The 24,733-nt window shown below is 49.5% G+C and carries 22 protein-coding genes; 6 read left to right on the top strand and 16 right to left on the bottom strand.

Going from position 1 to position 24,733, the window contains the following annotated elements:
- Positions 1-294 precede the first annotated feature (294 nt).
- The 3 genes from P771_RS19100 to selD all read left to right on the top strand — a co-directional run bounded on the left by P771_RS19100 (position 295) and on the right by selD (position 4,599).
- On the top strand, positions 295-843 hold the full coding sequence (locus tag P771_RS19100; protein ID WP_051617093.1) for a methylated-DNA--[protein]-cysteine S-methyltransferase: 549 nt from the start codon (positions 295-297) through the stop codon (positions 841-843).
- 84 nt (positions 844-927) lie between these two features.
- Positions 928-3,378 carry an endopeptidase La gene (gene lon / locus P771_RS0104010; protein WP_035243860.1) on the top strand — a complete coding sequence of 817 codons (2,451 nt, stop codon included), beginning with the start codon at positions 928-930 and terminating at the stop codon, positions 3,376-3,378.
- A 171-nt stretch (positions 3,379-3,549) separates the two neighbouring features.
- Positions 3,550-4,599, top strand: coding sequence for a selenide, water dikinase SelD (gene selD, locus P771_RS0104005; RefSeq protein WP_150112123.1), 1,050 nt, complete (start codon positions 3,550-3,552; stop codon positions 4,597-4,599).
- Between the two features lie 82 nt (positions 4,600-4,681).
- On the opposite strand, the gene P771_RS0104000 is transcribed toward selD, so the two are convergent.
- The 3 genes from P771_RS0104000 to P771_RS0103990 all read right to left on the bottom strand — a co-directional run bounded on the left by P771_RS0104000 (position 4,682) and on the right by P771_RS0103990 (position 6,405).
- Positions 4,682-4,900, bottom strand: a complete 219-nt coding sequence (locus P771_RS0104000; protein WP_028574122.1) for a hypothetical protein — start codon at positions 4,898-4,900, stop codon at positions 4,682-4,684.
- 25 nt (positions 4,901-4,925) lie between these two features.
- Entirely contained in the window at positions 4,926-5,324 is a 399-nt protein-coding gene (locus P771_RS18170; protein WP_051617092.1) for a DUF4168 domain-containing protein, read from the bottom strand.
- Positions 5,325-5,940: 616 nt separating this feature from the next.
- Positions 5,941-6,405, bottom strand: coding sequence for a periplasmic heavy metal sensor (locus tag P771_RS0103990; RefSeq protein WP_028574121.1), 465 nt, complete (start codon positions 6,403-6,405; stop codon positions 5,941-5,943).
- Between the two features lie 384 nt (positions 6,406-6,789).
- On the opposite strand from P771_RS0103990, the gene P771_RS18165 reads away from it, so the two are divergent.
- Positions 6,790-7,521 (top strand): zinc dependent phospholipase C family protein, encoded by a 732-nt coding sequence (locus tag P771_RS18165; protein WP_051617091.1) that lies wholly within the window; start codon positions 6,790-6,792, stop codon positions 7,519-7,521.
- 83 nt (positions 7,522-7,604) lie between these two features.
- Here P771_RS18165 and P771_RS0103975 read toward each other — a convergent pair whose 3' ends face one another.
- From P771_RS0103975 to P771_RS0103925, 9 genes are all read right to left on the bottom strand, one after another.
- On the bottom strand, positions 7,605-8,180 hold the full coding sequence (locus P771_RS0103975) for a flavodoxin family protein (protein WP_028574120.1): 576 nt from the start codon (positions 8,178-8,180) through the stop codon (positions 7,605-7,607).
- Positions 8,181-8,249: 69 nt separating this feature from the next.
- Entirely contained in the window at positions 8,250-9,794 is a 1,545-nt protein-coding gene (locus P771_RS0103970) for a YifB family Mg chelatase-like AAA ATPase (RefSeq protein ID WP_028574119.1), read from the bottom strand.
- Between the two features lie 66 nt (positions 9,795-9,860).
- On the bottom strand, positions 9,861-10,460 hold the full coding sequence (lepB, locus tag P771_RS0103965) for a signal peptidase I (protein ID WP_028574118.1): 600 nt from the start codon (positions 10,458-10,460) through the stop codon (positions 9,861-9,863).
- 157 nt (positions 10,461-10,617) lie between these two features.
- Entirely contained in the window at positions 10,618-12,420 is a 1,803-nt protein-coding gene (gene lepA / locus P771_RS0103955; RefSeq protein WP_028574117.1) for a translation elongation factor 4, read from the bottom strand.
- A gap of 79 nt (positions 12,421-12,499) precedes the next feature.
- A complete protein-coding gene (locus P771_RS0103950) occupies positions 12,500-12,991 on the bottom strand; it encodes a hydrogenase maturation protease (protein ID WP_028574116.1) in 492 nt (163 codons plus the stop codon).
- A 268-nt stretch (positions 12,992-13,259) separates the two neighbouring features.
- On the bottom strand, positions 13,260-14,612 hold the full coding sequence (locus tag P771_RS0103940; protein ID WP_028574115.1) for a Ni/Fe hydrogenase subunit alpha: 1,353 nt from the start codon (positions 14,610-14,612) through the stop codon (positions 13,260-13,262).
- A 9-nt stretch (positions 14,613-14,621) separates the two neighbouring features.
- A complete protein-coding gene (locus P771_RS0103935; RefSeq protein ID WP_028574114.1) occupies positions 14,622-15,554 on the bottom strand; it encodes an NADH-quinone oxidoreductase subunit B family protein in 933 nt (310 codons plus the stop codon).
- A gap of 45 nt (positions 15,555-15,599) precedes the next feature.
- Positions 15,600-16,034, bottom strand: coding sequence for a hydrogenase iron-sulfur subunit (locus P771_RS19045; RefSeq protein WP_150112122.1), 435 nt, complete (start codon positions 16,032-16,034; stop codon positions 15,600-15,602).
- A 19-nt stretch (positions 16,035-16,053) separates the two neighbouring features.
- Positions 16,054-19,131 (bottom strand): FAD-dependent oxidoreductase, encoded by a 3,078-nt coding sequence (locus P771_RS0103925; protein ID WP_150112121.1) that lies wholly within the window; start codon positions 19,129-19,131, stop codon positions 16,054-16,056.
- A 435-nt stretch (positions 19,132-19,566) separates the two neighbouring features.
- On the opposite strand from P771_RS0103925, the gene P771_RS0103915 reads away from it, so the two are divergent.
- Positions 19,567-20,331, top strand: a complete 765-nt coding sequence (locus P771_RS0103915) for a septal ring lytic transglycosylase RlpA family protein (RefSeq protein ID WP_244147285.1) — start codon at positions 19,567-19,569, stop codon at positions 20,329-20,331.
- Here the strand turns inward: P771_RS0103915 and P771_RS0103910 are convergent.
- Together P771_RS0103910 and P771_RS0103905 are read right to left on the bottom strand one after the other, a co-directional pair.
- On the bottom strand, positions 20,318-20,608 hold the full coding sequence (locus tag P771_RS0103910; protein WP_035243857.1) for an HU family DNA-binding protein: 291 nt from the start codon (positions 20,606-20,608) through the stop codon (positions 20,318-20,320). The two genes, P771_RS0103915 and P771_RS0103910, sit on opposite strands and share 14 nt — an antisense overlap.
- Before the next feature lie 98 nt (positions 20,609-20,706).
- The gene (locus tag P771_RS0103905; RefSeq protein ID WP_028574109.1) at positions 20,707-21,117 is read right to left on the bottom strand and encodes an HIT family protein; all 411 of its coding nucleotides are present in this window, start codon (positions 21,115-21,117) and stop codon (positions 20,707-20,709) included.
- Positions 21,118-21,223: 106 nt separating this feature from the next.
- Between P771_RS0103905 and P771_RS16360 the strand changes: the two genes are divergently transcribed.
- Positions 21,224-22,273: an elongator complex protein 3 gene (locus P771_RS16360; RefSeq protein ID WP_051617090.1), complete on the top strand. Its 1,050-nt coding sequence runs from the start codon at positions 21,224-21,226 to the stop codon at positions 22,271-22,273.
- Here the strand turns inward: P771_RS16360 and thrC are convergent.
- Together thrC and P771_RS0103890 are read right to left on the bottom strand one after the other, a co-directional pair.
- A complete protein-coding gene (thrC, locus tag P771_RS0103895; protein WP_028574108.1) occupies positions 22,270-23,721 on the bottom strand; it encodes a threonine synthase in 1,452 nt (483 codons plus the stop codon). The two genes, P771_RS16360 and thrC, sit on opposite strands and share 4 nt — an antisense overlap.
- A gap of 140 nt (positions 23,722-23,861) precedes the next feature.
- Positions 23,862-24,728: a 4-hydroxybenzoate octaprenyltransferase gene (locus tag P771_RS0103890; RefSeq protein WP_028574107.1), complete on the bottom strand. Its 867-nt coding sequence runs from the start codon at positions 24,726-24,728 to the stop codon at positions 23,862-23,864.
- Positions 24,729-24,733: the final 5 nt, after the last annotated feature.

The following is a 24,733-nucleotide window of genomic DNA, read 5'->3' as shown; positions in this document are numbered from 1 at the left end:
ATAAGTAATGAACCTCGGTCCTTCCCTGCCCAGACCTGTTTTGAAAAAACAGCCTTGATCCAGGAAACCACGAATAAAAACTGGCCGGGAATAGCATGCCCCGGCAACCCTGCCACAATCTCTGCCCTTACCTATACTTTTTCAGGTCAAAACAAAAGTAACTCTTCGGTGGCTGCCCAAATTTAATATACCAGTCAGAAGATTCTATTCTACCCTGCCTGCCTGCTTCAGTCTCCTCATATGAATGGGTCTGGTGGATATTTACTTCCGACCCAAAAGTAATTACCAATAACTATGCTTGATTCTGTTTCATCAAAAAATAATGAAAAAAAGACCCGGATTGACCTGGAGGATGAATATTTCGCCAACAGATATTTTTCCCTGACCGTGGCCTGGAGAGACGATCTTATCCACCACATCAGCCTTGGCCCAGGTCAGGTCGGCCACGTTAGCTCAAAGTCCCGTCCATATTCCAGGATAATTAACCAGGCCATGGTCCTGTACGAGAAAAAAACCGTTTTCTCCTGGCCCGATCCTCCCCTTGACTGGTCGATAATAACTTCTACATTCCATAAAAAAGTCCTGACAACTCTTGTAGAACAGGTCGGGTTCGGCCAAACCATATCCTATGGAAAACTGGCTGCACTGTCCGGCAGTCCCAGAGCGGCCAGGGCAGTGGGCAGGGCCATGGCCACAAATCCCTGGCCCCTGATAATTCCATGCCACCGGGTTCTGACTGCCAGAAAAACCATAGGCGGTTTTTCATCCGGAACAGAGATCAAAACCGCTCTGCTTGGTCTGGAAGGATGGTTTTTCTCAGAGTCTGTTGCCAAGCGTCTATGAAATGATTAATCATAAATTCTAGTTAAAATCTGCTCAGGCAAAGGTTTTGCCAGGCTTCTTCCCAAATAATATGAGGTAAATTTAATGATAAACAAAAAAAAATATCCGAAAAATTTTATTTCCCAGGGAGTGGAACTTCCCCTGATGACCTTAAGGGAAGTGGTTATGTTTCCCAAGGCCATCATACCTCTGCTGGTGGGCAGAGATGCATCCATCAAAGCAATTGAATTCGCCCTGAACAAATTTGACAAAAAAATATTCCTGGTGACTCAGAACGAACCAAAACTGGAGGTTCCCACCCAGGAAAGCATCTACAGCTTTGGCTGTGTGGCAAGGATACTTCAGATGTTCCGTCTTCCTGACGGCACCATCAAGGTCCTATTCGAGGGACTGCACCGGGGTGCAGTTGAACCTGAGTCAGTGGACTTTTCAGTTGAAGTGCCCGTTGTTTTCACCCAGACCCTGGTGGAGAATGATGTTTCCAGTCCTGAATCAGAGGCCCTGATCCGGGCGGTCCACCAGGCCCTGGACGAGTATGGTAAAGTAAATACCAGGATGGCCAAGGAAACAGTCCTTTCCATCCTGAGCCTGAACAAGCCAGGAGCCATTGCTGATGCTGTAATGCCTCACCTCAAGGTCGACTTTCAGGATAAGCAGAGCGTTTTGGAACAGCTGGACCCATTTAAAAGGCTGCAGATGGCTTATGCGCATCTGCAGGGAGAGATCGAGGTCTTTTCCCTGGAAAAGAAGATTAAGTCCCGAGTTAAAAAACAGATGGAGAAGAATCAGCGTGAATATTACCTGTCTGAACAGCTCAAAGCTATCCACAAAGAGATGGGGCGGGACAACGATCCCAAGGCCGAACTTGACCATCTCCAGGAAAAAATTGACCAGAAAAACATGCCCCAGCAGGCCAAGGACAAGGCCTTTGAAGAGCTGAAAAAGCTCCGGACCATGCCTCCCAATGCCGGGGAATACAGCGTTCTTTTGAACTATATAGACTGGGTCCTGGCCCTGCCCTGGACCGAGCTCAAGCGTTCGGACATTGACATCAATGCAGCTCGAAAAATACTGGATGATGATCACTACGGCCTGGAAAAGCCTAAACAGAGGATACTTGAATATCTGGCTGTCCAGAGTCTGGTGGAGAAAATGCGCGGCCCCATCCTCTGTCTGGTGGGACCTCCTGGCGTAGGCAAGACCTCCCTGGCCAAGTCCGTTGCCAGGGCCACTGGAAGAGAATTCATCAGACTCTCCCTGGGGGGGGTCCGGGATGAGGCTGAGATAAGGGGGCACAGGAGAACGTATGTTGGGGCCATGCCCGGGAAAATTATCCAGAGCCTTAAGCGGGTCAAAACCAACAACCCTGTCTTCTGCCTGGACGAGGTGGACAAAATGAGCACTGATTTCAGGGGGGATCCATCCTCAGCCCTGCTGGAAGTCCTTGACCCGGAACAGAACTATGCATTTAACGATCACTACCTAGATTTGGATTATGATCTCTCCAACATATTCTTCATAACCACGGCCAATTATCTGCACACTATCCCCCTGCCCCTCCAGGACAGGATGGAGATAATCAAACTTCCCGGGTATCTGGAAACTGAGAAATCTAAGATCGCCAAGGATTATCTGTGTCCCAAACAGTTGGAGTTTCACGGGCTCGATCCAGAAAAAGTATCCATTTCCGAGGGAGCCATTACTGAAATCATAAGACTCTACACTAGGGAGGCCGGAGTCAGAAATCTGGAACGGGAAATAGCTTCCATCTGCCGTAAGGTGGCCAAGAGGCTGGTGGAAAAGGACCAGGGACAGGATAAGAAAGTCTCAATTACCAAGACCAGCATTCCCTCATACCTTGGAGTGCCCAAGATCAGACACGGTGAACGCGAGGAAAAACCACTGGTCGGAGTGACCACCGGCCTGGCCTGGACAGAGGTGGGAGGTGAAATTCTGTTGGTGGAAGTAGCCCTCATGCCGGGTACAGGTAAAGTAGAAATAACCGGCAAACTCGGAGATGTCATGCAGGAAAGTGCCAGAGCTGCCTTGAGTTATCTCCGTTCAAGATCCGAAATCTTCGGCTTGAAGCCGGATTTTTACAAAGAAATTGACATTCATGTCCATGTCCCAGAAGGAGCCACGCCCAAAGATGGACCTTCCGCTGGAGTCACCCTGGGCACGAGCCTAATCTCTGCCCTGCTGAACCTTCCGGTACGCAATGATGTGGCCATGACCGGTGAAATCACTCTCAGGGGCAGGGTTCTGCCCATAGGAGGACTGCGGGAAAAGCTGCTGGCTGCCAGAAGGGCCATGATCAACACCGTGATCATCCCCGAGGGCAATGAAAAAGACCTGGAAGAGGTTCCGGACAATGTGCTTAAGGGCCTGGAGATTATTCCGGTTAAAAACATGGATGATGTCTTGTCCAAGGCTCTATTGGGCACGACTCCCGAAGAACTCTTCTGCGGACGGGAGAGCTGCCTTCCAGTATCTGCCAAGCTCATCAAGGACGAATACCGAGCCCAGACTCAGTAATCCGGAAAATCAGAGCAATAGCTTCTCACTTGAAAAAGCCCGGGTTTTCCCGGGCTTTTTTGCATTTAAGACCACACCTGGCCCTTTTATTGAAAAATTTAATTGATTCTTAAGATAACCATAGGTAATTTCTATTGGATTTTTAAACCAGCCCATTGCACAATCTAACTTATGAAAAAATTAAATACCATGCGCCTGACTGAGACCGTCAAAGGCGCAGGCTGAGCTTCCAAGCTTTCTCCAGGGGACCTGGACAGAGCCTTACAGGGAATCAAATTCCCTGTTGATGAAAATCTCCTGGTCGGGCTTGACCGGGCTGATGATGCCGGAGTTTACAAAGTTTCTGAAGACCTGGCTTTGATTCAGACCGTTGATTTCTTCACGCCGATTGTGGATGATCCCTATTGGTTCGGCCAAATAGCCGCAGCAAATGCTCTAAGCGATGTCTATGCCATGGGCGGCACACCAAAGACCGCCATGAACCTGGTAGGGTTTCCTCTGGGAGAAATGGATATCTCGGTGCTGCGAAAAATCATCCAGGGGGGTCTGGACAAGATTAACGAAGCCGGGGTGATCCTTGTGGGCGGGCACAGCGTGGAGGACAGGGAGCTAAAATACGGCCTTTCTGTTACCGGATTTATTCATCCGTCCAGGGTTCTGACCAAAAAGAACCTCCAGACCGGGGATTGCCTGATCCTGACCAAACCCCTGGGAACCGGCATCATCAATACTGCAGTCAAAGGAGGACTTGCTTCTCCGGCAACCATTGACCGCATCAGCCGGATTATGGCAGAGTTGAATAGGATACCGGCCCTGGTCATGGCCGAATATGAAGTGCACGCCTGCACCGACATCACTGGATTCGGCCTTTTGGGCCATCTGGCTGAGATGGTTCAGGGATCCGGTAAAAGCGTCATCATCAACAGCAATAACGTTCCTGTCCTGACTGAAGCCATTGAGTTCGCCTCCATGGGCCTTGTCCCGGCGGGTACCCATAAAAATCGCCAGTTCAGGCAATGCATGGTTCAGGCTTCTTCCAATGTCTCCAATGTGACAAATGATATTTTTTTTGATCCCCAGACATCCGGAGGGCTGCTCATCTGCTGTTCTGAAGACCAGGCCGGGGCACTTTTGGCTGATCTCAAGTCCAGAGGTCTTGATCAGGCCAGGAATATTGGAATGGTAACCAGTAATTCTGAAGAAAAAATATTTCTCGAATAAAAAAGCCCCCAGTGCTGGGGGCTTTTTTATTCGGTCTTTTCAACCAAACCGCTATGGAAGGAAGTCAGCTGGGCTTAGCCTTTTAGAATCCACCTGGCTGCTGATCCTGGCCGGGCTGTTCTCCAAACCCTCCTTCTTCACCAGGAGTACCTGGAGAACCTGGCTGTTCATATCCTCCACCAGGAGCTTCACCTGGTGCTGGAGGCGGGACCTGTTGCTGATCCTCAGGAGGATCGCAGGCCATGGTCATACCAAGCATCAATACAGCAGCTAATGTAACAATCAGACTCTTCATCTTCATATGCACTCCTCCTTATTTAAGCTATTTACTGAAGTTCTTCCAGGCGAGTCAGCAGCTGTTGTCTCAGCTCCTCGTCCACCTGGGCAGCTTCCATTACTTCATTGTAAGTCTGGACATCCAGGCCGTTGTTCTGCACTGCTTCAACCATGGCTTCGCCAGCCTGTTCCTGAAGCTGCTGAGCCATTTCAGGATCTGACACCTCAACCAGAGACTCCTGGAAATTCTCCCTGATCTCGGATATATCAATATAAGCCTGAGCCACCTTATCCAGTTCTGCATCGCTGACCTCAATTCCGGCATCAGGCTGCTGCATCATTTCTTCCTCGTAATAACCTTCCTGAGCCTGGCCCCCTGAAACTGCCCCTGCCAGTATGAGGCCCAGCAAAAGGGTAAAGAAAATTTTTAAAGTTTTTGGGTAATTCATTTAATACCTCCGGTTACGTTTTGATTATTCAATACCAAAATAAGCCTTGACTTACTTCTTAGCATCATGCGTGCCGAAAGGTACCCATATCCGGTTTATAGCCCGCCGCTGCAGTCTTGCCGCACTTTCCTGGAATTCACTGACAGACCACAGCGTGTCTGATCAAGCAAAAAAACCGTGTCATACAGACACATAGGACCTTAACGACCCATCTATAATCTTCCAGAATGGGAACAGGCTGATCCAGGACTATGTCCCTGAGCGTTTTTTTTCATACTTTGAGTGCAACAGGCCTAGACTGACGAGCAAGTTATCGTTCCTTGCGCCTACCGGTTAGGAGATCTTTGATGATCACAGAGGAGCTTAGACAAAGGAAATGATAAAGAAATAACAGCAGAAAAGAGCCTGAAGAGCAGTGTTTAAGTCGAACTCAGATGTAAAGACAGAGCTGGACAGCATCTGAAACTGAACAAGCTGCCCGGTCAGCTGTAGACCAAAAAGCTGTTCAGCTTGACCAGCTTCACCAATGCCAACATAGATTCCAGATAAAAGGCCGATGTCCGCTAGCGGACATCGGCCTTCAAAGTAGTTTGCCTGGAAAAGTCAACCCATACTCTTACCTGGCAAATCTAGGACAATCCCTGCCTGAACGCCTCTCAAAACCAGCAGAACCTTTTCTTTCCCCAAACATGCCTTTTCCGGATTGAATACCATACTTGCGGTTCAGTTCAATCCTCTGATTCAGCCTGGCTTCAAATATCTCCTGGTTCAAGGAAGACATCTCCCCCCTTATCCTTTCCAGCTCGGCAGAATCAGGCCCATCAGTGGCCAGCAGGGCATTAAGTTCTGCCCCCCTTGCAATCATCAGCTGCATCTTTGGATAAATCTCTTCCCTGTGGCTGCGGATCAGCCCCAGAACTTCCTGTTGCTGCTCTTCTGTCATCCCTGAAAAAACAGGGCATCCCTGGTCTCTGGGACCGCCCTGAAATCCCGGACCTCCTCCCCTGGCCATAGCCAGCGAAGCAAAGATCAGGATCGAAACCAAAGCTGCACTCAAGCCGATAATAGTAATTTTTTTCATGATAACCTCCTATTATGTTTGTGGTCGTTGGCATATAATAAGCAATCAGCATGCCAAAGAAAATAAACTTAAAAACAAGCATGTTATCAAAAAAACCAGCAAACCCTCATTCCTTAAAGTGCAACCATCTGCACTTGATGTGCAAAGAATGCCAGGTGTCCTGCCTGCTCCTGGACCGCCCTGATGGTTGCTGCAGGAAATATCATCAGGCCGTACTCACATCTTGACAGTTCATTTCCTGGCATGGCCTGATCTTGCTGACCCAGCCTTGCTTTTCGTGGTGGCCTTTTGCGCTTGATCAGATTTTAACATATTCTTTATTGACTAGACATACTTTTGCTGTATAAGTAGGTTTACTCTTTCAAAAGGCTGGACCAGTTTAATATGAAAAAAATCTTCATCTTGTTCGGAATCATTTTTTTCGGCATACCAGACGTCTGTTTTGCCTGGGGTCCCATGACCCATACTTACTTTGCCCATGAGGTTCTCAGAGCGGCCAGCCTGCTGTCCGCTTCAGTTTATACTCTTTTGACTGCTTATTCCACCAACTTCATCTACGGATCCATTGCAGCCGACAACTTCCTGGGCAAGCCTGGACACAAAAATCCTCATGACTGGGAAACAGGCTTCCTGCTTCTGAGCCATGCCAGGAAAAATACCGATGCTGCTTTTGCCTACGGTTTTCTGACCCACCTGGCAGCCGATACAGTTGCTCATGGCCAGATGGATCTGGGTGCCAAGAGCAAGCTCGGGCATGCCTGGATAGAAATGGAGTCAGACAGCCTCATGGCCAAATCGTGCTGGAAAGCCGTGGTAGGTCTTGACAAGGACCGGCTCAAATCCAACGATCGACTGGCCAGGCTTGTCATTGATCCTCAGGCCTGCAGATCCAGGGGATTTCAGCAGATCTACAGGATGAGCATCCACATGTCAGTGCTGAATTCCAGGAGGTGGACCAATTTTTACAAGGAGGACTTTGCTGGCTACCACAGAATGTCAGTAATCAGAGCCATAGACGTGATCAACAAGAAAGAGGACAGCAAGTTTGTCCATCATGATCCGAACATTAAAAAGGGCCGGAAGTTTTCCGCCAGGCTCCAGAATATCCTGGCCTGAAGCTGTTTTGACATTTCCAGAACCCAAACAAAAAAGGCTGGCCTCAGGCCAGCCTTTTTTGTTTGGAGCAGACCACTCCCCTCTTACAAGTACAGCTTCTTCATGAGCCATGCCATATTTTTGCCAAGATTCTGCATGGTTGTCAGTCCTTCGTCATCCTTTTCAACATCCCCAGGGTTAAGACCTTGGCCGATGTTCCAGTAACTGGAGCCGGGTACCACCATCTGGCTGATGAAATAAAAATGGTTAATGGAATTAAACACATGGATAGCCCCTGCCCTGCGAACAGCCACTACTGCAGCACCGGTCTTCCGGGCGAACATATCGCTGTTGGCCTTGGCTACCAGTCCGGCCCGGTCGATGAGGGACTTGATATTGGTGCTGACATTGGCAAAATAAGTGGGTGAACCAAGGATAATTCCGTCAGCTTCAAGCATCTTATCAATGCATTCATTGAGGATGTCCTTTTTCACTGAACACTGCCTATCCTGGTTCTTGAAACACTTGTAACAGGCTATACATCCCTGGATCTGTCGGCCTCCCAGCTGAACGTGTTCTGTGGCAATATCCTCGGCCTCCAGCCCGGCTAAAACATGTCTGATCAACCCGGCCGTATTTCCGTCCTTTCTGGCGCTACCGTTAAATGCCACTACCTTCATCTGCATAACCTCCTGACTGCTGCTTATTTCGTATGAACGGGTATCGTTTACCCGGTTAGCCATTTTCTCTCAAAACCCGAGAGCCTGATCCTGACGATCCAGGCACCTATAGTTAACTGCTTCGGATAAATGGTCTACGGAAATCTCTCCCGAACCTTCCAGGTCGGCTATTGTCCTGGCCAGGCGCAGAATACGCACATGGGCCCTGGCTGAAAGCCCCAGACTGGTCACGGCTGTTTCCAGAAAAGCATGTTCTTTGCTGCCCAGAGCGCAAAAATTATTCAGCCACTTGCCAGACAGCTGGCTGTTGGTAAAAAAAGGCAGGTCCTGATAGCGGTTTTGCTGGATCTCCCTGGCCCTGGCAATATTCTGACTCATAACAGCCGAATCAATACCACTTTTCTTTTTCTTGAGTTCATTATAGGGTACAGCCGGCACCTCGACATGAAGATCAATTCTGTCCAGCAGGGGACCGGACAGTCTGGATCTGTAACGCTGGATCTGGGCCGGAGTGCATACGCAGGGATGCTGGTCATGAGTCAGGTAGCCACACGGGCAGGGGTTCATGGCTGCTACAAGCATGAAGCTGGCAGGGTACTTTAAGGACATGGCTGCCCTGGATATTGTCACCTCTCCGTCTTCCAGAGGCTGTCTTAACACTTCCAGGACATGCTTCTTAAACTCAGGCAGCTCGTCAAGAAAAAGCACCCCCCGATGGGCCAGAGAGACTTCCCCAGGCCTTGGGTAGTGGCCTCCTCCGATGAGGCCGGCATCGGAAATGGTGTGGTGAGGGCTCCTGTAGTTCCTCTGGACAACCATGGCCTGACCCGGCTTAAGATGTCCGGACACGCTGTAGACCTTGGTTACTTCCAGGGCCTCTTCAAAGCTAAGAGGGGGCAAAACAGTGGGTATTCTCTGGGCAAGCATGGTCTTGCCGCTTCCTGGCGGTCCGATTAACAGCAGATTGTGTGACCCGCCAGCTGAAATCTCAATGGCCCTCTTGGCATGATCCTGGCCTTTGACCTCTGAAAAATCACTGAAAAAATTCCTGCCTTGGCGCCACAACTCGTCCAGGTCGAATTGGACCGGCTCAAGCTCTTCATCGCCCAGAAGAAATTCTACGGCCTGACCAAGGGTTTTGATGCCGAAAACCTGCATCTCTTTGACCACTGCAGCTTCCTGAGCATTCTGATAAGGAACCATGACCATACCTGCCTGTTCATTTCTGGCTTTTATGGCTAGAGGCAAGGCACCGTTGATGGGCTTGAGCTCGCCGGTCAGAGAAAGTTCGCCAGCCAGAAAAACTTTTTCCAGTCTGCGCTGTGGGATAACTCCTGAAGCACTCAAAAGGCCCAGGGCCAGAGGCAGATCATAACTTGAACCTTCCTTGCGTACATCAGCTGGAGCCAGGTTTATAGTTATCCTGGCCGGAGGAAGCTTGTACCCGCTGTTTTTCAGGGCAGAAAATACCCGTTCCTTGCTTTCCCGGACAGCTCCCTCAGCCAACCCAACCATAGTGAAAGCAGGAAGGCCGCTCCTGGAATAGTCCACCTCCAATTCAATCCTGAAGGCGTCAATTCCAAGAAGCGCTGCTGTTGTTACTTTGGCGATCATAGCATACCCCGCTCATCCCGGGTCCTGCTGACCAAAAGAACCTGAAAAGCCTTGGGCAGCAGCCAGTCAATTGATCCTGTTACCTATCCTGCTCCATCTGACATTGGAGAATCCTTCCCAGGACCAGTATATTATCCAGGCTTTGCCTAAGATTTTCTCCCTTTCCACCACTCCCCAGAACCGAGAATCATAGGATTCGTCCCTGTTGTCGCCAAGGACGAAATAACTGTTCTCCGGTACTGTATAAGGGCCAAAGTTATCTCTTCGGTCAGCCACCCTCTCGTCTGTATGCTGGATGTATTCTTCATGCACTGGTTCACCGTTACGGTAAAACACTTTGTCCCTGACTTCAATTACGTCCCCGGGTGTGCCCACAACTCTTTTAATAAAATCTTTGGAGGGATCCTCTGGGAATTCAAATACAATAATGTCCTGAAGCTCTGGTCCGTCAAACTGGAAAATATATCTGTCCATGAAAGGCATCTGAATGCCGTACTTGAACTTGTTCACCAAAAGATGGTCTCCGATCTGGAGAGTCTGAAGCATTGACCCTGATGGTATTTTAAAGGCCTGGACCACAAATGTCCTGATGAAAAGAGCCAGTACCAAGGCGATGATCAAAGCCTCGGCATACTCTTTGAGCATGGTTTGCCAGCGTGGATTCATTTATGTCTTCCGTCCTTGTTGCTCGTTTAAGTTATGATTTTCATGGGCCTGCCTGGCCACCCGAATTTTGGAAATTTTGGAAGAAGCAGACCGGTTGAACTGGTCCTGGTTTACACAATAAAAGTCAAAAGACCTGTTTCAACCTGTCTCTGAAGATCTAGTCACCGGTTTGAAGAGCAGCCAGAAATGCTTCCTGAGGAATCTCCACGCTGCCCATCCTTTTCATGCGTCTCTTTCCTTCCTTCTGTTTTTCCAGAAGCTTTCTCTTTCTGGTAATGTCCCCGCCGTAACACTTGGCAGTGACATTCTTCCTCAAAGGAGCAGTCCTTTCCCTGGCCACGATCTTGTTGCCGATGGCCGCCTGAATCACCACTTCAAAGAGCTGTCTGGGAATAGCCCTTTTCAGTTTAAGAGCCAGAGCCCGTCCTTTGTGGTAAGCCTTATCCCTGTGCACGATGACCGACATTGCGTCAACCGGCTCGGAATTGATCATGATGTCCAGTTTAACCAGATCGGACTCCCTGAAGTCCATGACCTCATAATCCAGGGAAGCAAATCCTCTGGTCACTGATTTGAGCCTGTCGAAGAAATCAAAAACTATCTCGGCAAAGGGAAGTTCATAGGTAATAATCACCCGGGTCGAGGACAGGTAGCGCATATCCTTCTGCATCCCTCTTTTTTCTTCGCAAAGCCCAAGCACATTGCCCACATATTCATTGGGCACATGAATCTCCATTTTCACAAACGGCTCTTTAATACAGGAAATTTCCTGAGCAGACGGCAGCTTGGCAGGGTTGTCAATATCGGTTTCCACCCCTTCAAGATTTACCACTTTATAAATTACCGAGGGGGCAGTGGCAATGATATTGACCTTGAACTCCCTTTCCAGCCTTTCCTGAATTACGTCCATATGCAGGAGACCCAGGAAACCGCACCTGAATCCAAAACCCAGGGCCTGGGAAGTTTCAGGTTCGTAGTCCAGGGCTGCATCATTGAGCTGGAGTTTTTCCAGAGCGTTTTTCAAGTCCTCATATTCTGCTGACTCAACCGGATAAAGTCCGCAGAAAACCATGGGCTTTATCTTCTTAAACCCAGGAAAGGGAGCGTCAGTGGGACGATCCCCTGAAGTAATGGTATCTCCGACTCTGGCATCCTTGAGATCCTTGACCCCTGAGCACAAAAAGCCCACTTCCCCGGGCCCCATCATGTCAATTTCCCTGGGTTCAGGAGAAAACACACCCAACTTGGTGATCTCAAACTTCTTTTTATTGGAGAACATCATGATTTCCTGGCCCATCCTGATCCTTCCGTCCAGGATCCGAAACAGGACAACAACTCCCAGGTAGGAGTCATACCATGAGTCAAATATCAGGGCCCTTAGAGGATTGTCTGGATTCCCTCCGGGCGGAGGAATCAGGCTGACTATCCTTTCCATGAGATCAGCCACACCCTGACCGGTCTTGGCACTGACCTCCAGGACATCAGTACAGTCAAGACCAATAATCTCCTCAATCTCACGGGCTATCCGCCCCGGTTCGCTACTGGGCAGGTCGATCTTGTTTAGCACCGGAATCACTTCCAGGTCATGGTCCAGTGCCAGGTAAACATTGGCCAGGGTCTGGGCTTCCACTCCCTGGGTGGCATCCACCACCAGCAGCGCTCCGTCGCACGCTGCCAGACTTCTGGAAACTTCATAGGAAAAATCCACATGTCCTGGTGTATCAATGAGATTCAAAGTGTATTCCTGTCCATTGCCGGCCTTATACGGAATACGGACGGTCTGGGCCTTGATGGTAATACCCCTCTCCCGCTCAAGCTCCAGTCTGTCCAGGTATTGGTCCTTTTTATCCCGGTCTCCCAAAAGACCGGTAATCTCCAGGATCCGATCAGCCAGGGTGGACTTACCATGATCAATATGAGCTATTATGCTGAAATTTCGTATTTTTTTCTGATCAATCATTAATTATGATTTACCGGTCATATTTGTTGTCGAATTATTATTAAGGCGGCCATGGACCAGACAAGTTTGGCAGGCAGGCTTATGTCCTGCATATTTCTTTAATTTTGCTGACAATCCTGTCAACAGCCTTGGATACTTCTGGACTCAGACCCTCTTCCATCAGTTCGGGAACATTAACAGGCCTGGACACCAGAATGTGCAGCTTAATGCTGGTTGTGTCTTGAAGTTCTTTCAGAAGATTGGTGGTAGGAAACTGGTGCATGGAAAAGTCAGCAATCTTTTTGGGATCAACCTGGTCAACATTGATCTCCTTGACCTCACCGGGTTCGATGTCCTGATCCGTGGAAATATCAACCACTATTATCTGCTCAGGCTGTCTGTCGCTCAAAATCAGATCAAATAAAAGGGGCCTGATGGAAGTGCCAGCATCAATCAGGGCCACATCGTCCCCAAGTGAACCCTCCTTTTGCAGAACTTCTATCACTTTAGGCCCCAGGCCGTCATCTCCGAAAAGGGTGTTTCCACATCCGAACACCACCACCCTGGAACTGAACATTTGAGACCATTCCATATCATCTCCATCCTGCATCTGACAAAACTATTTTTTGAAGGCACATCTTAAAAATCTTAACCTTATGCCTGTCCAGGTTCACTTTTTTTAGCTTACCATAACTAAAAAACAAGGCCGTCTCCCTTTCACCGGAGACGGCCTGTTTTAAACTATTTCTTTATAACTGTCTAATCTATTCGCCCATGGTGTCAATGACGTTACCCTGGGAATCATAGATGCTGAGCTTAACATTGATGCCGCCATCCAGGCGGTGTGTAGCGCAGCTCATTCACGGGTCATAGGCGCGTATGGCCATCTCCACCCGGTTCAGGATTCCCTGGTCGTACTTGCCGTCCTTGATCAGGGCCTTGGCAGCCTGCTTCACAGACAAATTCATGGGGGCATTGTTGTGGGTGGTGCCCACAATCAAATTAGCCATGGTTACCAGGCCATTGTCGTCGGTCTTGTAGTGATGAATCAAAGTCCCTCTGGGGGCTTCAACGCATCCGACACCATCGCCTGCTCTAGGCTGGATATTCTTGGCCCGATGTTCGCGCCCGGTGATCTCTGGGTCATTGAGCAGCTCTTCTGCCTTTTCACAGGCCTGAACAAGCTCAATAAGCCTGGCCCAGTGATACAAAAGGGTCAGATGAGTGGGACGGCCGAATTCCTTACGGAATATGTCCAGCTCCTCCTGAGCCAGTGGCGTGGCCATCTTGTCACAGACATTGATCCTAGCCAGGCAGTTCGCCCTGTAAACACCCACCGGATCATTCTCATCCAACTTCAAGGCTCCATGCTTTTTGGCATAAGGGAACTTGAGGTATGACCAGGGTTCAGTGTGCTCACCGATATGGTCCACATATTCAGGATAGGTGAACTGATCAAAATTGCCGTCCTTGTCCATCATCCTCAGTTCACCGTCATAAAGCTCCAGGGCTCCATCGGACGGCCTGACTGTTCCGAGGTACCCGGATGGAAATACACCCAGGATTTTGACGGCATCAAGATATTTAGGAAATACTTCCTCCCGGGCGAATTTAATGGTGAACACGCAGAAATCCTTGAGTTCCTGGATTCCGGCCAGGATCTCCTTGCGTTCATCTTCCAGAAGGGGCTTGGAAAAGCCTCCCACAACACCGGCAATGGGATGGATCACCTTACCGGCAAATTTTTCCAGCAACATCTGGCCTTTGTAGCGCATGTGCACCACTTTTTTGGCCAGTTCCGGGTTAGCTCCGACTATCCCGACCACATTACGAACCGAATAATCAGCATCCGGTCCCAGGACAAAATCTGGAGCAGCCAGAAAGTAAAAATGCAGGATCTTATCCGGGATATAGGCCATCATCTGGCAGAGTTCGCGCAGCTTTCTTCCAGTAGGTGGAAGTTCAACTCCTAAACAGGCATCCGCAGCCTTGTTGGAAGCCAGATGGTGGTGCCACGGGCAAATTCCGCAAATACGAGGCACAATGCGTGGTACTTCTTCCACTGGCCTCCCCAGTACAAACTGCTCAAAACCGCGCAGGGACAGGACATGCATCTTGGCGTCTGATACATTACCGGAATCATCCAGATGGATGGCCACACTTGCATGTCCCTCAATGCGGGTAATGGGAGCTATATTCAGAGTCTTTCCCATATTATCCTCCTAACCGATCTTTTTAAGTACGCCGTGAGCACCGGAAAAACGGGCCAGATACCCGCGGCGATCGAGCATCTTGTTCGGATCAAAGCCAACTGAAGCCAAAGCTCCCATATAATCAACCAGAGGCTTAGCACCCTTCCTGATGGGGCCATAGCAACCCCGGCAAGGGACCCGGGCTGAAATACACCTGGGAGCCCCCTTGGTCCCGCCGCATCCAACGCCGGTTACCGGGCCAAGGCACAACAGGCCCTGCTCCAGCAGACAGCGCATCTCGTTAAGGGGTTTCTCTGGGTCGTATTCAGCGGCCTCATACAGGCGCTTGATATCTTCAATGCCTTTTTTGCTTTCCCTTACTGTGGGACAGGCATCACAAACCGATCTTTCCGGCATCTTGAATTCGGTCTTGCCATCCAGAAGGGCCAGAATCGCCCCGGCTATCCAATCAGGGTGAGGGGGACAGCCAGGCAGGGACAGATCCACCTTGACAAATTCATCAAGGGCATAACATCTATCCAAAAGAGGCGGAATGTGTTCAGTGGGATAATCCGCTGGATCTGTAGTAGGTGAGTCCTTGTAGTAGAACTGCTTCAGGTCTTCATCTGAATACATGTTGATCAGGGCAGGGATTCCTCCGTCCGTAGCGCAGGTCCCCAGGGCAATGAGAATCTGGCACTTCTTGCGCATCTCAAGGAGTACTTCTTTATGCTCCTCGTTGCGCACACCACCGGACACTATGCCCACCACAGCTTCGGGAATGCTCAATTCTTTCTCTTCACCGGTTTGACCGAAGTACTTCTTATCTATCAACACCGGTATATGAACAAAGTCCAGGTTATTGACCAGCAGGTCCACCAGGACGTCTCCAACATTCAAAATAGCGATCTCACACCCGGCACAGGCATTCAACCACTCTTCGGCTACTGTTACCTTGGTCATATAAGCACCTCCATTAGGTGCGGGAGCGACCCGCTCCCGCTGCCATTAGGCGTTGACAGCCTCTTTCGGGGCTTTTACGGGATTGGGGCCAAGTGACCTGATTTTTTCAGTAAATTCAGTCACGACTTTGGCAAACCTCGGGGCTTCTGCAGAAGAAACCCAGTCGAGCTTAAACCTCTCAGGATCAATTCCCAAATCTTCCAATACCAGCTTAATGGCTTGAGCCCTGGCAAATGCTTTGTGATTACCATCCAGGTAATGACATTCACCAAGGTGTCAGCCAAGCACAAGGACGCCGTCAGCGCCCTTTTCCAGTGCCTCAACAACCAAATTGGGATGAACCATCCCGGAACACATTACTCTGATTGCGCGCATATTAGTCGGATACTGCAGGCGAGAAACGCCGGCCAAGTCAGCTCCGGCATATGCGCACCAATTACAGAGAAATCCGACAATGACGGGTTCGTATTTTTCAGCCATCGAAATTTCTCCTTATACTTTAAACATTTTCCAAAGCCACATACAACTGGGCCTTGAGTTGTTCGTTGGTGAAGCCATGCACATAGACACCCTGTTTGGGGCAGGTCGCCTCGCATATTCCACACCCTTTGCACAGGGCCTTATTGGTTTCGATCTTCTTGTGAGCCACACCGTCCTCTTCATAGCCTGTCAAGGTGATGGCGCCGTAGGGACATGTGTCCACGCATATGGCGCAGCCGTCACAATTTTCAGTGGCATAGGACTTGATGGAATCCAGCGGCATGACCGCCCTTGAAAGGATAGTGGTGGCTCTGGAAACAGCGGCCTGAGCCTGGGCAATGGCCTCATCAATGGGCTTGGGATAGTGACAAAGTCCAGCCAGAAACATCCCGTCCACGCTGAGATCTACCGGACGAAGCTTGGCATGGGCTTCCTGCAGGAACCCTTCACTATTGAGACCGCACTTGTACAGCTCAACCAAGTCTTTGTTCTGGCCAGGGACAATGGCTGAAGCCAGAACCAGGTAACCAGGCCTGATCTCAACATCCCTTTGCAGAACATGGTCTTTGACCGTGACCACGATGTCAGCACCGTCTTTGGTCACTCTGGGCTTGTTTTCAAGGCTGAACTTGATGAAAAGTACGCCTTTTTCCCTGGCTTCCCGGTACAGGTCTTCCCGTGCACCATAAGTTCTAATATCACGGTAAAGCACGAATACCGGCATCTTGGGGTTGGCCTTTTTCAGTTCAATGGCTGAATGCATGGTATGGGTACAGCAGACCCGGCTGCAGTATGGTCTTTCCGGCTCCCTTGATCCCACACACTGAATAAATACCGCCCCTTTGGCCTTTTCCAGGGCAGGCTTGTGCTCGATGAGTTCTTTATCAAATTCAAGATGGGTAAAGACCCTTTCATCTTCACCGTAGAGATACTCGGCAGGCTTGAATTCCTTGGCCCCGGTACAGACCACGGCAATTCCATACTTTATGGCCCTTTTCTCGCCACCGATCTCCACCTCGCTCACAAAATCGCCCACTGCACCCTTACTGGTCTTGAGTTGAGCATTCTTGAAGAGCTTGATATTGGAATGGTTTTCAACCTTGGAAATCAGGTCCTCAAGGTAAGGCTTTACAGCTTCACCCCGCCAGGTGGAAGCCAAGCTCCAGGCGTTTCCACCCAGCCTGTCGGTCTTTTCCAGAAGAATGGTTTCAAAACCTTGGTCAGCCAAACCCAAGGCCGTAACCATTCCGGATATACCACCACCGATCACCAGTGCAGTCTGATTGACATTGACTGACAAGTGTTCCAGGGGAGTCAGCATGGAAGCCTTGACCACGGCCATCTTCAGCTGATCCTTGGCCTTGTCCAGAGCTTTTTCCGGCTCCTTGGAGTGGACCCAGCTGTTCTGATTACGGATGTTGGCCATCTCAAAAAGATACTCGTTCAGGCCGGCATCCTTCATGGTTTCTCTGAAAAGAGGTTCGTGAGTCCTGGGGGTGCAGGCAGCCACAACCACCCGGTTCAGGTTATGCTCGGCAATCTTCTCTTTAAGCAATACCTGAGTATCCTGAGAGCAGGAGAACAGGTTGTTGTCCACAAAGACCACATTGGGAAGGTCCTTGGCGTATTCGGCAAGCTCCTTGACATCAATGGTCCCGGCTATGTTTATCCCGCATGAACAGACGAAAACGCCCACTCTGGGTTCCTCAGCTGCAACATCCTTTTCCGCCGGGAAGGTCCTTTCTTTGGCCAGAGTTCCCCGCTTACTGCTCAGAGCGATGGATGCCGAAGCTGCTGCTGCAGAAGCATCCGTGACCGACTGAGGAATATCCTTGGGGCTCTGGAAGCACCCGCTGGCAAAGACGCCTGGAACTGAGGTGGCTGAGGGGGTGAAGCTTGAGCTGTCTGCAAATTTATATTTGTCCAGCTTTACACCAAGATTACCGGCAAGCTCCTGGACGCCCTTGCTGACCTCCAGACCCGTTGAAAGGACAAGCATGTCATAGGTATCTGTTTTTCTCTTGCCTGATTCCTCATCAAAGTACTCGACTTCGACTCCGCCTTCCTTGACTGGGCTGGCACTGTGAATCCTGCTTGGAATGAACTTGATGCCCTTTTCCTTGGCTAGTTCATAATACTTTTCAAATTCCTTGCCATGGGTACGGATATCCATGTAAAAAATAGTCTGTTCAATGTCGCCGGTGGTGTGTTCAGCAGTCACAATGGCCTGCTTAATGGCGTACATGCAGCAAACCGATGAACAATATCCATTATCGCATTTATTGATATTTCTGGATCCTACGCACTGCAGCCAGGCGATCTTCTTGGGCTCCTTCCCATCGGACGGCCTGGTCAGGTGCCCCATGCAGGGACCGTTGGATGACAGAAGCCTTTCGTATTCAAGGCCGGTTACAACATCTTTATTATCTTTATATTCATAATAATCAAAAACCGAGGGATCAAAGGACTTGAATCCAGGAGTAAGAATGACCGAACCGACATTGACCTCCTTGATCTCATCCTTGAACTCCTGATCAAAATCTATGGCCCCTGTAGGACAGTACTTTTCACAGGCCCGGCATTTTCCACCGCCCTTTTTTCCCTTGTTGCCTCCCTTGACAAAAAAGATACAGCTTTCCTGCTCAATGGCATACTTGAGGGGAACGGTCTGGCCGTATTTAATATAGGCCGACTTCCTGGGCACCAGCCCTTCGTTATACTCATCAGGCACTTTCTTGGGACACTTCTGTGCGCAAAGGTCACACGCTATGCACTTTTCCATGTCCACAATCCTGGGCCTCTGCCGAACCTTTACAGTAAAATTGCCTTCACTGCCGCTGATGTTCTCTACCTCGGCCAAAGTCAAAAGCTCGATATTCAAGTGCCGACCGCACTCGACCAGTTTTGGCGAGATAATTCACATGGAGCAGTCATTGGTGGGAAAAGTCTTGTCCAACTGAGACATGACCCCTCCAATACCGGATGACTTCTCCACAAGATAGACATAATAGCCGGCATCAGCCAAATCCAGAGCGGATTGAATGCCGGCAATACCTCCGCCGACAACCATGACTGCGCCTACTTTTTCTTGTGACATATTGACCCCCTTTGCCAAATGGTAATAAAAGGTTTGCCCTTAACTGCCCGGCCTGTTGCAGGGACCGGGACTCGCCTAAAGTACAAAGGTATTACAGTTCAAAAACCAAAAAAATAATGCAATTCACCGCACATGTTATTTATTGAATTAATAGCTCAAGTTCAAAAAAATTGCTAGTACTTATAGTTTGAAATTTGAAAAAAATGATAGCAATTTTAGAGAATTAGTAACACGTACAGTTCACATTCAAGATTCAGACTGACTAAGACAAGACAAGTCAAGACCTTTGTGAATACCTGGAAAAGCATAGTAAGCAGGGCGGGCTGTTACGGATATTGACTACCCGTTATGAATCGTGCTTTAAAAGCTTCTGCTAAACTCTGCCGGGCCAGGACACTTATCTGGCCCGGCACCTACCCGGAGGACAGGTACATTATGAGGAATCCTTTAACCTATATAACAACATTCTTCCTGCTGGCTCTTATGGGCATATCCGGTTGCACCAAGACAATCCATCCTCCTCCGGCCAAGCCCAGAGAACCGGCGGTCAGTCATCCACCAGCTCTCACCCCCCAGGTTTCAAGACCTGAACCAGCCACCCAGAGGCAGTATTCAGTCATGGGTCAGACCTACACCCCAATGAGCACCCACGAGGGCTATGCTGAAGAGGGAGTTGCCTCGTGGTACGGTCCAAAATTTCACGGTCAAAGGACTTCCAATGGAGAAATATTTAACATGTATGAGAAGACAGCTGCCCATAAACTCCTGCCCATGAATACAATTGTCAGGGTCACCAACCTGGACAATGGCAAGGAGATTGACCTCAGGATCAACGACCGTGGGCCTTTTGTGGGCAACAGAATCATCGACCTCTCTTTTGCAGCTGCCAGAGAAATCGACATGATCGGTCCGGGAACCGCCAGAGTACGGGTGGAAGCCCTTGGCGCAGTTCCCAAAGAGGAATTGACTGGAATCTTCTATGTTCAGGTGGGATCGTTTTCTTCAAAAGAAAACGCAACCAAACTCAAACAGAAAATGCAAAGTAAGGGTTATAAGGAATCAAGGCTCCAGGAATTCTTCAGGGATGACCAGAAACTCTGGCGGGTTCAGGCTGGAACTTTCACCAATGTTCTGGCTGCAGAAAAGGCCCATGACACCCTTTTGGAAGAGATTCCCGGAGCATTCATTATTGCTGATTGATATCCGCCCTGAACTTTCTGGACAGTCTGAAAACAACAACTTTCCTGCCTGGGAGGATAATGGTTTCGCTGGTCTGGGGGTTTCTCCCCTTTCTGGGCTTTTTTTCGTACGTTTCAAATTTTCCAAACCCGCTGACCAGCAAGGCGTGGTCTTTTTTTATGGCCTTTTTAACCAGAGCCAGCAGGTGCTCAACCTGATCCTTTACCTCAGATCTCTTTCGTTCGCTTTTCTCATAAATCTTATCAACCAGATGTGCCTTGGTAAGAGTGTTGATCATTTCCCTCCCCCTTTTAGTTTGGTAAAATTGCAAATAGTTGCACTGGCAACGCCGGGCAGACTGAAAAACAAGACATAATAACCGGCCATTAAGAACGACTATACTGCCGACTTAATCTTTCCGGCGATATCCTGCATCTGTTCATTGCTTTCATAGGAGCCCTGAGCCCAGAGCTTGAGTCCATCCCCCTTGTATCTGGGAATCAAATGATAATGGGCATGCATGACCAGCTGACCAGCTGATTCGAAATTATTCATCCCAAGGTTGAATCCGTCCGCGTCCAAACCCTGAAGCAAGCCATTGCCGATCCTGCGCAGGGCCTGTTGCAGCTCAGAAGCCAAGTCATCCGGGATATCCATTATATTGACCACATGCTCTTTAGGTATTACCAGGGTATGACCTTTGATCACTGGATTTATATCCAGAAAAGCCAGCACGTTGGAAGTCTCATAAACCTTGGTGCAGGGGATCTCACCCGCCACTATTCGACAAAAAATACAATCCTTCACTGCTTTGGCCTCCAAAAGATTTCGTTGCAGCTGGAAAAAATACGATGGTAGAAAATCTTTTATCTAACCTTGAATAATTTTGCAACCCCCGGATTTTTTTATTCATATGAGATCAGACCGCCTTTTGTCCATCAGATTTACCCATCCCGAACCAAAAAGGTCTGCAAGCCCTGTCTGGCCAGTCTTTCTTCCTTTTGCCGGCTGTCCTTTCAAATGTGTCTACTGCTCTCAGTACGTCCAGACCGGCCAGAGGGGCAGCTCCCCCAGCCAGACAGCACAAAGCATGAGTCGAAGAATCCTGGAGCGATTTAATAAGACCGGTCAGCCGGTATCTCTTGGTTTTTTCGGTGGGACGTTTACGGCCATGCCTCTCAAGGACATACTGGTTTTTCTTGACCAGGCCTGTTCCCTCAAAAAAGCCGGAGCTGTGAATCACATTCGATGCTCCACCAGGCCGGACTGTTTGGGCCAGGAAGTACTGGACATCCTTGAGTATTATGGCCTGGATATGCTTGAACTGGGAGTACAGAGCTTTCAGGATGACGTCCTCAGAGCCTCGGCAAGAGGATATTCATCAGACTCCGCACTTAAGGCCTGCTCGCTTGTCAAATCCCGGAAGTTTGAACTCGGAATCCAGCTCATGCCTGGTCTGCCAGGTTCCGGGCCATCCCAATATCTCAGGGATATAAAGCAAACTGCAAATATAGTTCCGGACGTCGTCCGGCTCTATCCATGCCTGGTACTGAAAGGGACCTTACTTGAGGAGATGCTGGCAAAAGGAAGGTACAGGCCATGGAGCCTGAAAAGCAGCATAGCATTGCTGTCCAGGGCATTGCTGACCCTGTGGCAGAACGGAATTCAGGTCATTCGAACCGGACTCGCCCCGGAACCTTCCCTTATAAATAGCATCCTGGCGGGTCCATGGCATCCGGCTCTGGGCTCAATTTGCAGATCTGAAGCATTAAAGACTTACATTGCCTGGAATCTGGCCAAGGCAGGTAAAAAAGTGCGGCAAGTTTATATTCCGTCAAGGTACGCCAGCGATTTCTGGGGATACAAGGGCAGAAACAGTATCTTCTATGCCCGCCAGGAGATAGCCAGATCCATGGTTACCCCTTGGAAAAAAGACTACTTTCAGATCTTCTTTGCAGACTAAAACATTTCCCGGTCCAGTCCCAGAGTCTCAACTATCCTGTCCGCGGCAGCTCTGGTGAATTCTTCCTCAGACATCCCTTCCCGGTCCTGCTGATTGAGTATCTGGACCGGCAGGTTAATGTATTCTTTTCTAGGAGTAATACCATACTCCCGGGAAAAACTGTCGGCAAAGTACATCTCCTGAAAACCGCTGAATTTAAGGGCATGAGCGGTGGCATCCAGCACTGCTGTTTCATCCTTGTCCAGAATGCCCATCTCCTTGGCCCTGATCATCCCGGCCAGGCACTCACCACCCTGGGTGCAGGCAATATGTCCGTTACGGTTGGCCAGAAGCATGCCCTCCATAATGGCCTGCTCACTGACCTGGACTACCTGAAAACTGCCCGAGCCCTGTTTTTTCTGGTACTCCTCAGCCAGGGCCCTGACCCTGGGAAAAGATACAGGATTGCCGATCATGGCTGCCTGGGCCACACTGGCCTTGACTTTGACCGGCGAAAAACTTCTTTTTTCCGGATTAGCCTGATAATATTGAAAAACCGGATCAGCATGGCTGGACTGGACTCCGAAGATCCTGGGAAGTGAATCTATAATGCCCAGGTCCATTAACTTGAGAAACCCGCCCATTATAGCGGTAATATTTCCTGCATTGCCTATGGGAACGAACAGAGATTTGCCAGACATATCCCAATCATACCACTGAGCCACTTCAAAGGCATAGCTCTCCTGGCCCAGAATCCTCCAGGCATTTTTCGAGTTGAGCAGGGCTACCCTGAAATTATCCGCCAGATACTCAACTACCTTCATGCAATCATCAAAGACCCCGGGCAACTCTATCACCCAGGCTCCACTGCCAAGAGGCTGGGAAAGCTGCTGACTGGTGACCCGGCCCTGGGGAAGAATAACCACCGACTTGATGGGAGGGCCAATGTAGGCTCCATACAGGGCAGCAGCAGCCGAAGTATCTCCTGTAGAAGCGCAGATGGTCAGGACCTGGTCCCACCCCTTTTCTCTGACCAGCTTTTTCAAATAACTGAAAGCACAGGCCATGCCCCTGTCCTTAAAAGATGCGCTGGGATTCTGACCATCATTCTTAAAGGAGAACTTCTGGCCCAGCCTGGACTGCAGATCTCTGCTGGCCGGGATCACCGGGGTATTGCCTTCACCCAGGTAGACAATGTCCTGCTGCTCCAGCACTGGGGCCATAAGCTCATAAAACCTGAATATGCCCCGCAGCTCTGGAACTTTGAGGGCTGCCCTGGCATCAAATATTTCCCGCCATTTTGAACCGGGTGTTTTTTTCAGGTCATCAAAAGAACTATTCCTCAGTAAAAAGACCCCCCTGCACTCAGGACAGGTATAATGAAGCTTTTCAATGGAAAACCTTTTACCGCATCCCAGACAGGAGTACTCGAGACTTCCCCTGTATACAGGAAAATTTTCATTTTTCATCTTTACCTCAAAACAATTCAGCGCAGATAGAAGCAGTAATGACGCCGGGCTGGAAGTGCGGCCCATAAGACTGACTTCTGCTTGGAAGACCTTAGCTGCTGATTCCCGGTCGGTTTAAATCCCGGGTTGACCTCTCCTGCCTAGGCTACAGCAATGTCTGCCAGGACCCCTGCCAGGAGTATCACCGCCACAACACCGTTCAGAGTAAAAAAAGAAACATTGAGCCTGTGCAGATTATCGGGCGAAATTATCCGGTGTTCGGCAAACAAAACACCGGACACTATCATCCAGGCTGCAAAGTAAGGCCAGGATGCACCAGCTGCTATCCCGGCCAGGCCGAAAAACAGGGCTGCGTTGAGATGGCTGAAACCCGCCAATGCAAAGGCTGTTCTCAGACCATGCCTGCCCGGTATGGAATGCAGTTTTTTTTCCTGGTCAAAACCTACATCCTGACTTGAGTATAAGATGTCAAACCCGGCCACCCAGAAGAGAACACCCAGGAAAAGCAGAAAGGGCACCAGGTTAAAACTTGGGTCATATGCTATCCATCCGGCCAGGGGAGCCAGCCCCAGCACTGAACCCAGGAAAAAATGACAGGAACTGGTAAACCGTTTTGTATAACTGTAAAAGGCTGACCAAGCCAGGGCAGGAAAAGACAGGAAAAAGCACAGGACATTCAGGAATGCACAGGAAACAATAAACAATACGGCTGTGATCCCCAGAAAAAAGTATGCGTCCTTGAGGGCTATCTCCCCCGTGACCAGGGGTCTGTTTTTGGTCCTGGAGTTTTCCCGGTCATATTCAAGATCAGCAATCCGGTTGAAGGTCATGGCAAAGGAACGGACCGCCACCATGGCCAGTGTCAGGAAAAAGAAGACTTTCCAGCCAGGCCATCCCTGGGCAGCCCAGAATGCCCCCATGTAGGCAAAGGGAAGAGCAAACACCGAGTGTTCAATCTTGATCATGGCGGCCCATTTCCTGGTCTTATCCCAGAACTTTTTTTTCATGACTG

Origin of the sequence: Desulfonatronovibrio hydrogenovorans DSM 9292 (genome assembly GCF_000686525.1) — a bacterium.
In the GTDB taxonomy this organism is placed as follows: Bacteria; Desulfobacterota; Desulfovibrionia; order Desulfovibrionales; family Desulfonatronovibrionaceae; genus Desulfonatronovibrio; species Desulfonatronovibrio hydrogenovorans.
This window is presented reverse-complemented; position numbering and strand designations above follow the sequence as displayed.

What these genes read in the sequence shown, in the direction of transcription:
- P771_RS0103950 (WP_028574116.1), bottom strand. Translation starts at nt 12,991, where the DNA reads ATGGAATGGTCTCAAATGTTCAGTTCCAGGGTGGTGGTGTTCGGATGT.
- P771_RS0103990 (WP_028574121.1), bottom strand. Translation starts at nt 6,405, where the DNA reads ATGAAAAAAATTACTATTATCGGCTTGAGTGCAGCTTTGGTTTCGATC.
- P771_RS19100 (WP_051617093.1), top strand. Translation starts at nt 295, where the DNA reads ATGCTTGATTCTGTTTCATCAAAAAATAATGAAAAAAAGACCCGGATT.
- P771_RS16360 (WP_051617090.1), top strand. Translation starts at nt 21,224, where the DNA reads ATGAGATCAGACCGCCTTTTGTCCATCAGATTTACCCATCCCGAACCA.
- lepA (WP_028574117.1), bottom strand. Translation starts at nt 12,420, where the DNA reads ATGATTGATCAGAAAAAAATACGAAATTTCAGCATAATAGCTCATATT.
- P771_RS0103910 (WP_035243857.1), bottom strand. Translation starts at nt 20,608, where the DNA reads ATGATCAACACTCTTACCAAGGCACATCTGGTTGATAAGATTTATGAG.
- P771_RS0103975 (WP_028574120.1), bottom strand. Translation starts at nt 8,180, where the DNA reads ATGAAGGTAGTGGCATTTAACGGTAGCGCCAGAAAGGACGGAAATACG.
- P771_RS0103890 (WP_028574107.1), bottom strand. Translation starts at nt 24,728, where the DNA reads ATGAAAAAAAAGTTCTGGGATAAGACCAGGAAATGGGCCGCCATGATC.
- P771_RS0104000 (WP_028574122.1), bottom strand. Translation starts at nt 4,900, where the DNA reads ATGAAGATGAAGAGTCTGATTGTTACATTAGCTGCTGTATTGATGCTT.
- P771_RS18170 (WP_051617092.1), bottom strand. Translation starts at nt 5,324, where the DNA reads ATGAATTACCCAAAAACTTTAAAAATTTTCTTTACCCTTTTGCTGGGC.
- P771_RS18165 (WP_051617091.1), top strand. Translation starts at nt 6,790, where the DNA reads ATGAAAAAAATCTTCATCTTGTTCGGAATCATTTTTTTCGGCATACCA.
- P771_RS0103940 (WP_028574115.1), bottom strand. Translation starts at nt 14,612, where the DNA reads ATGGGAAAGACTCTGAATATAGCTCCCATTACCCGCATTGAGGGACAT.
- lon (WP_035243860.1), top strand. Translation starts at nt 928, where the DNA reads ATGATAAACAAAAAAAAATATCCGAAAAATTTTATTTCCCAGGGAGTG.
- P771_RS0103935 (WP_028574114.1), bottom strand. Translation starts at nt 15,554, where the DNA reads ATGACCAAGGTAACAGTAGCCGAAGAGTGGTTGAATGCCTGTGCCGGG.
- P771_RS0103970 (WP_028574119.1), bottom strand. Translation starts at nt 9,794, where the DNA reads ATGATCGCCAAAGTAACAACAGCAGCGCTTCTTGGAATTGACGCCTTC.
- P771_RS0103915 (WP_244147285.1), top strand. Translation starts at nt 19,567, where the DNA reads ATGAGGAATCCTTTAACCTATATAACAACATTCTTCCTGCTGGCTCTT.
- lepB (WP_028574118.1), bottom strand. Translation starts at nt 10,460, where the DNA reads ATGAATCCACGCTGGCAAACCATGCTCAAAGAGTATGCCGAGGCTTTG.
- thrC (WP_028574108.1), bottom strand. Translation starts at nt 23,721, where the DNA reads ATGAAAAATGAAAATTTTCCTGTATACAGGGGAAGTCTCGAGTACTCC.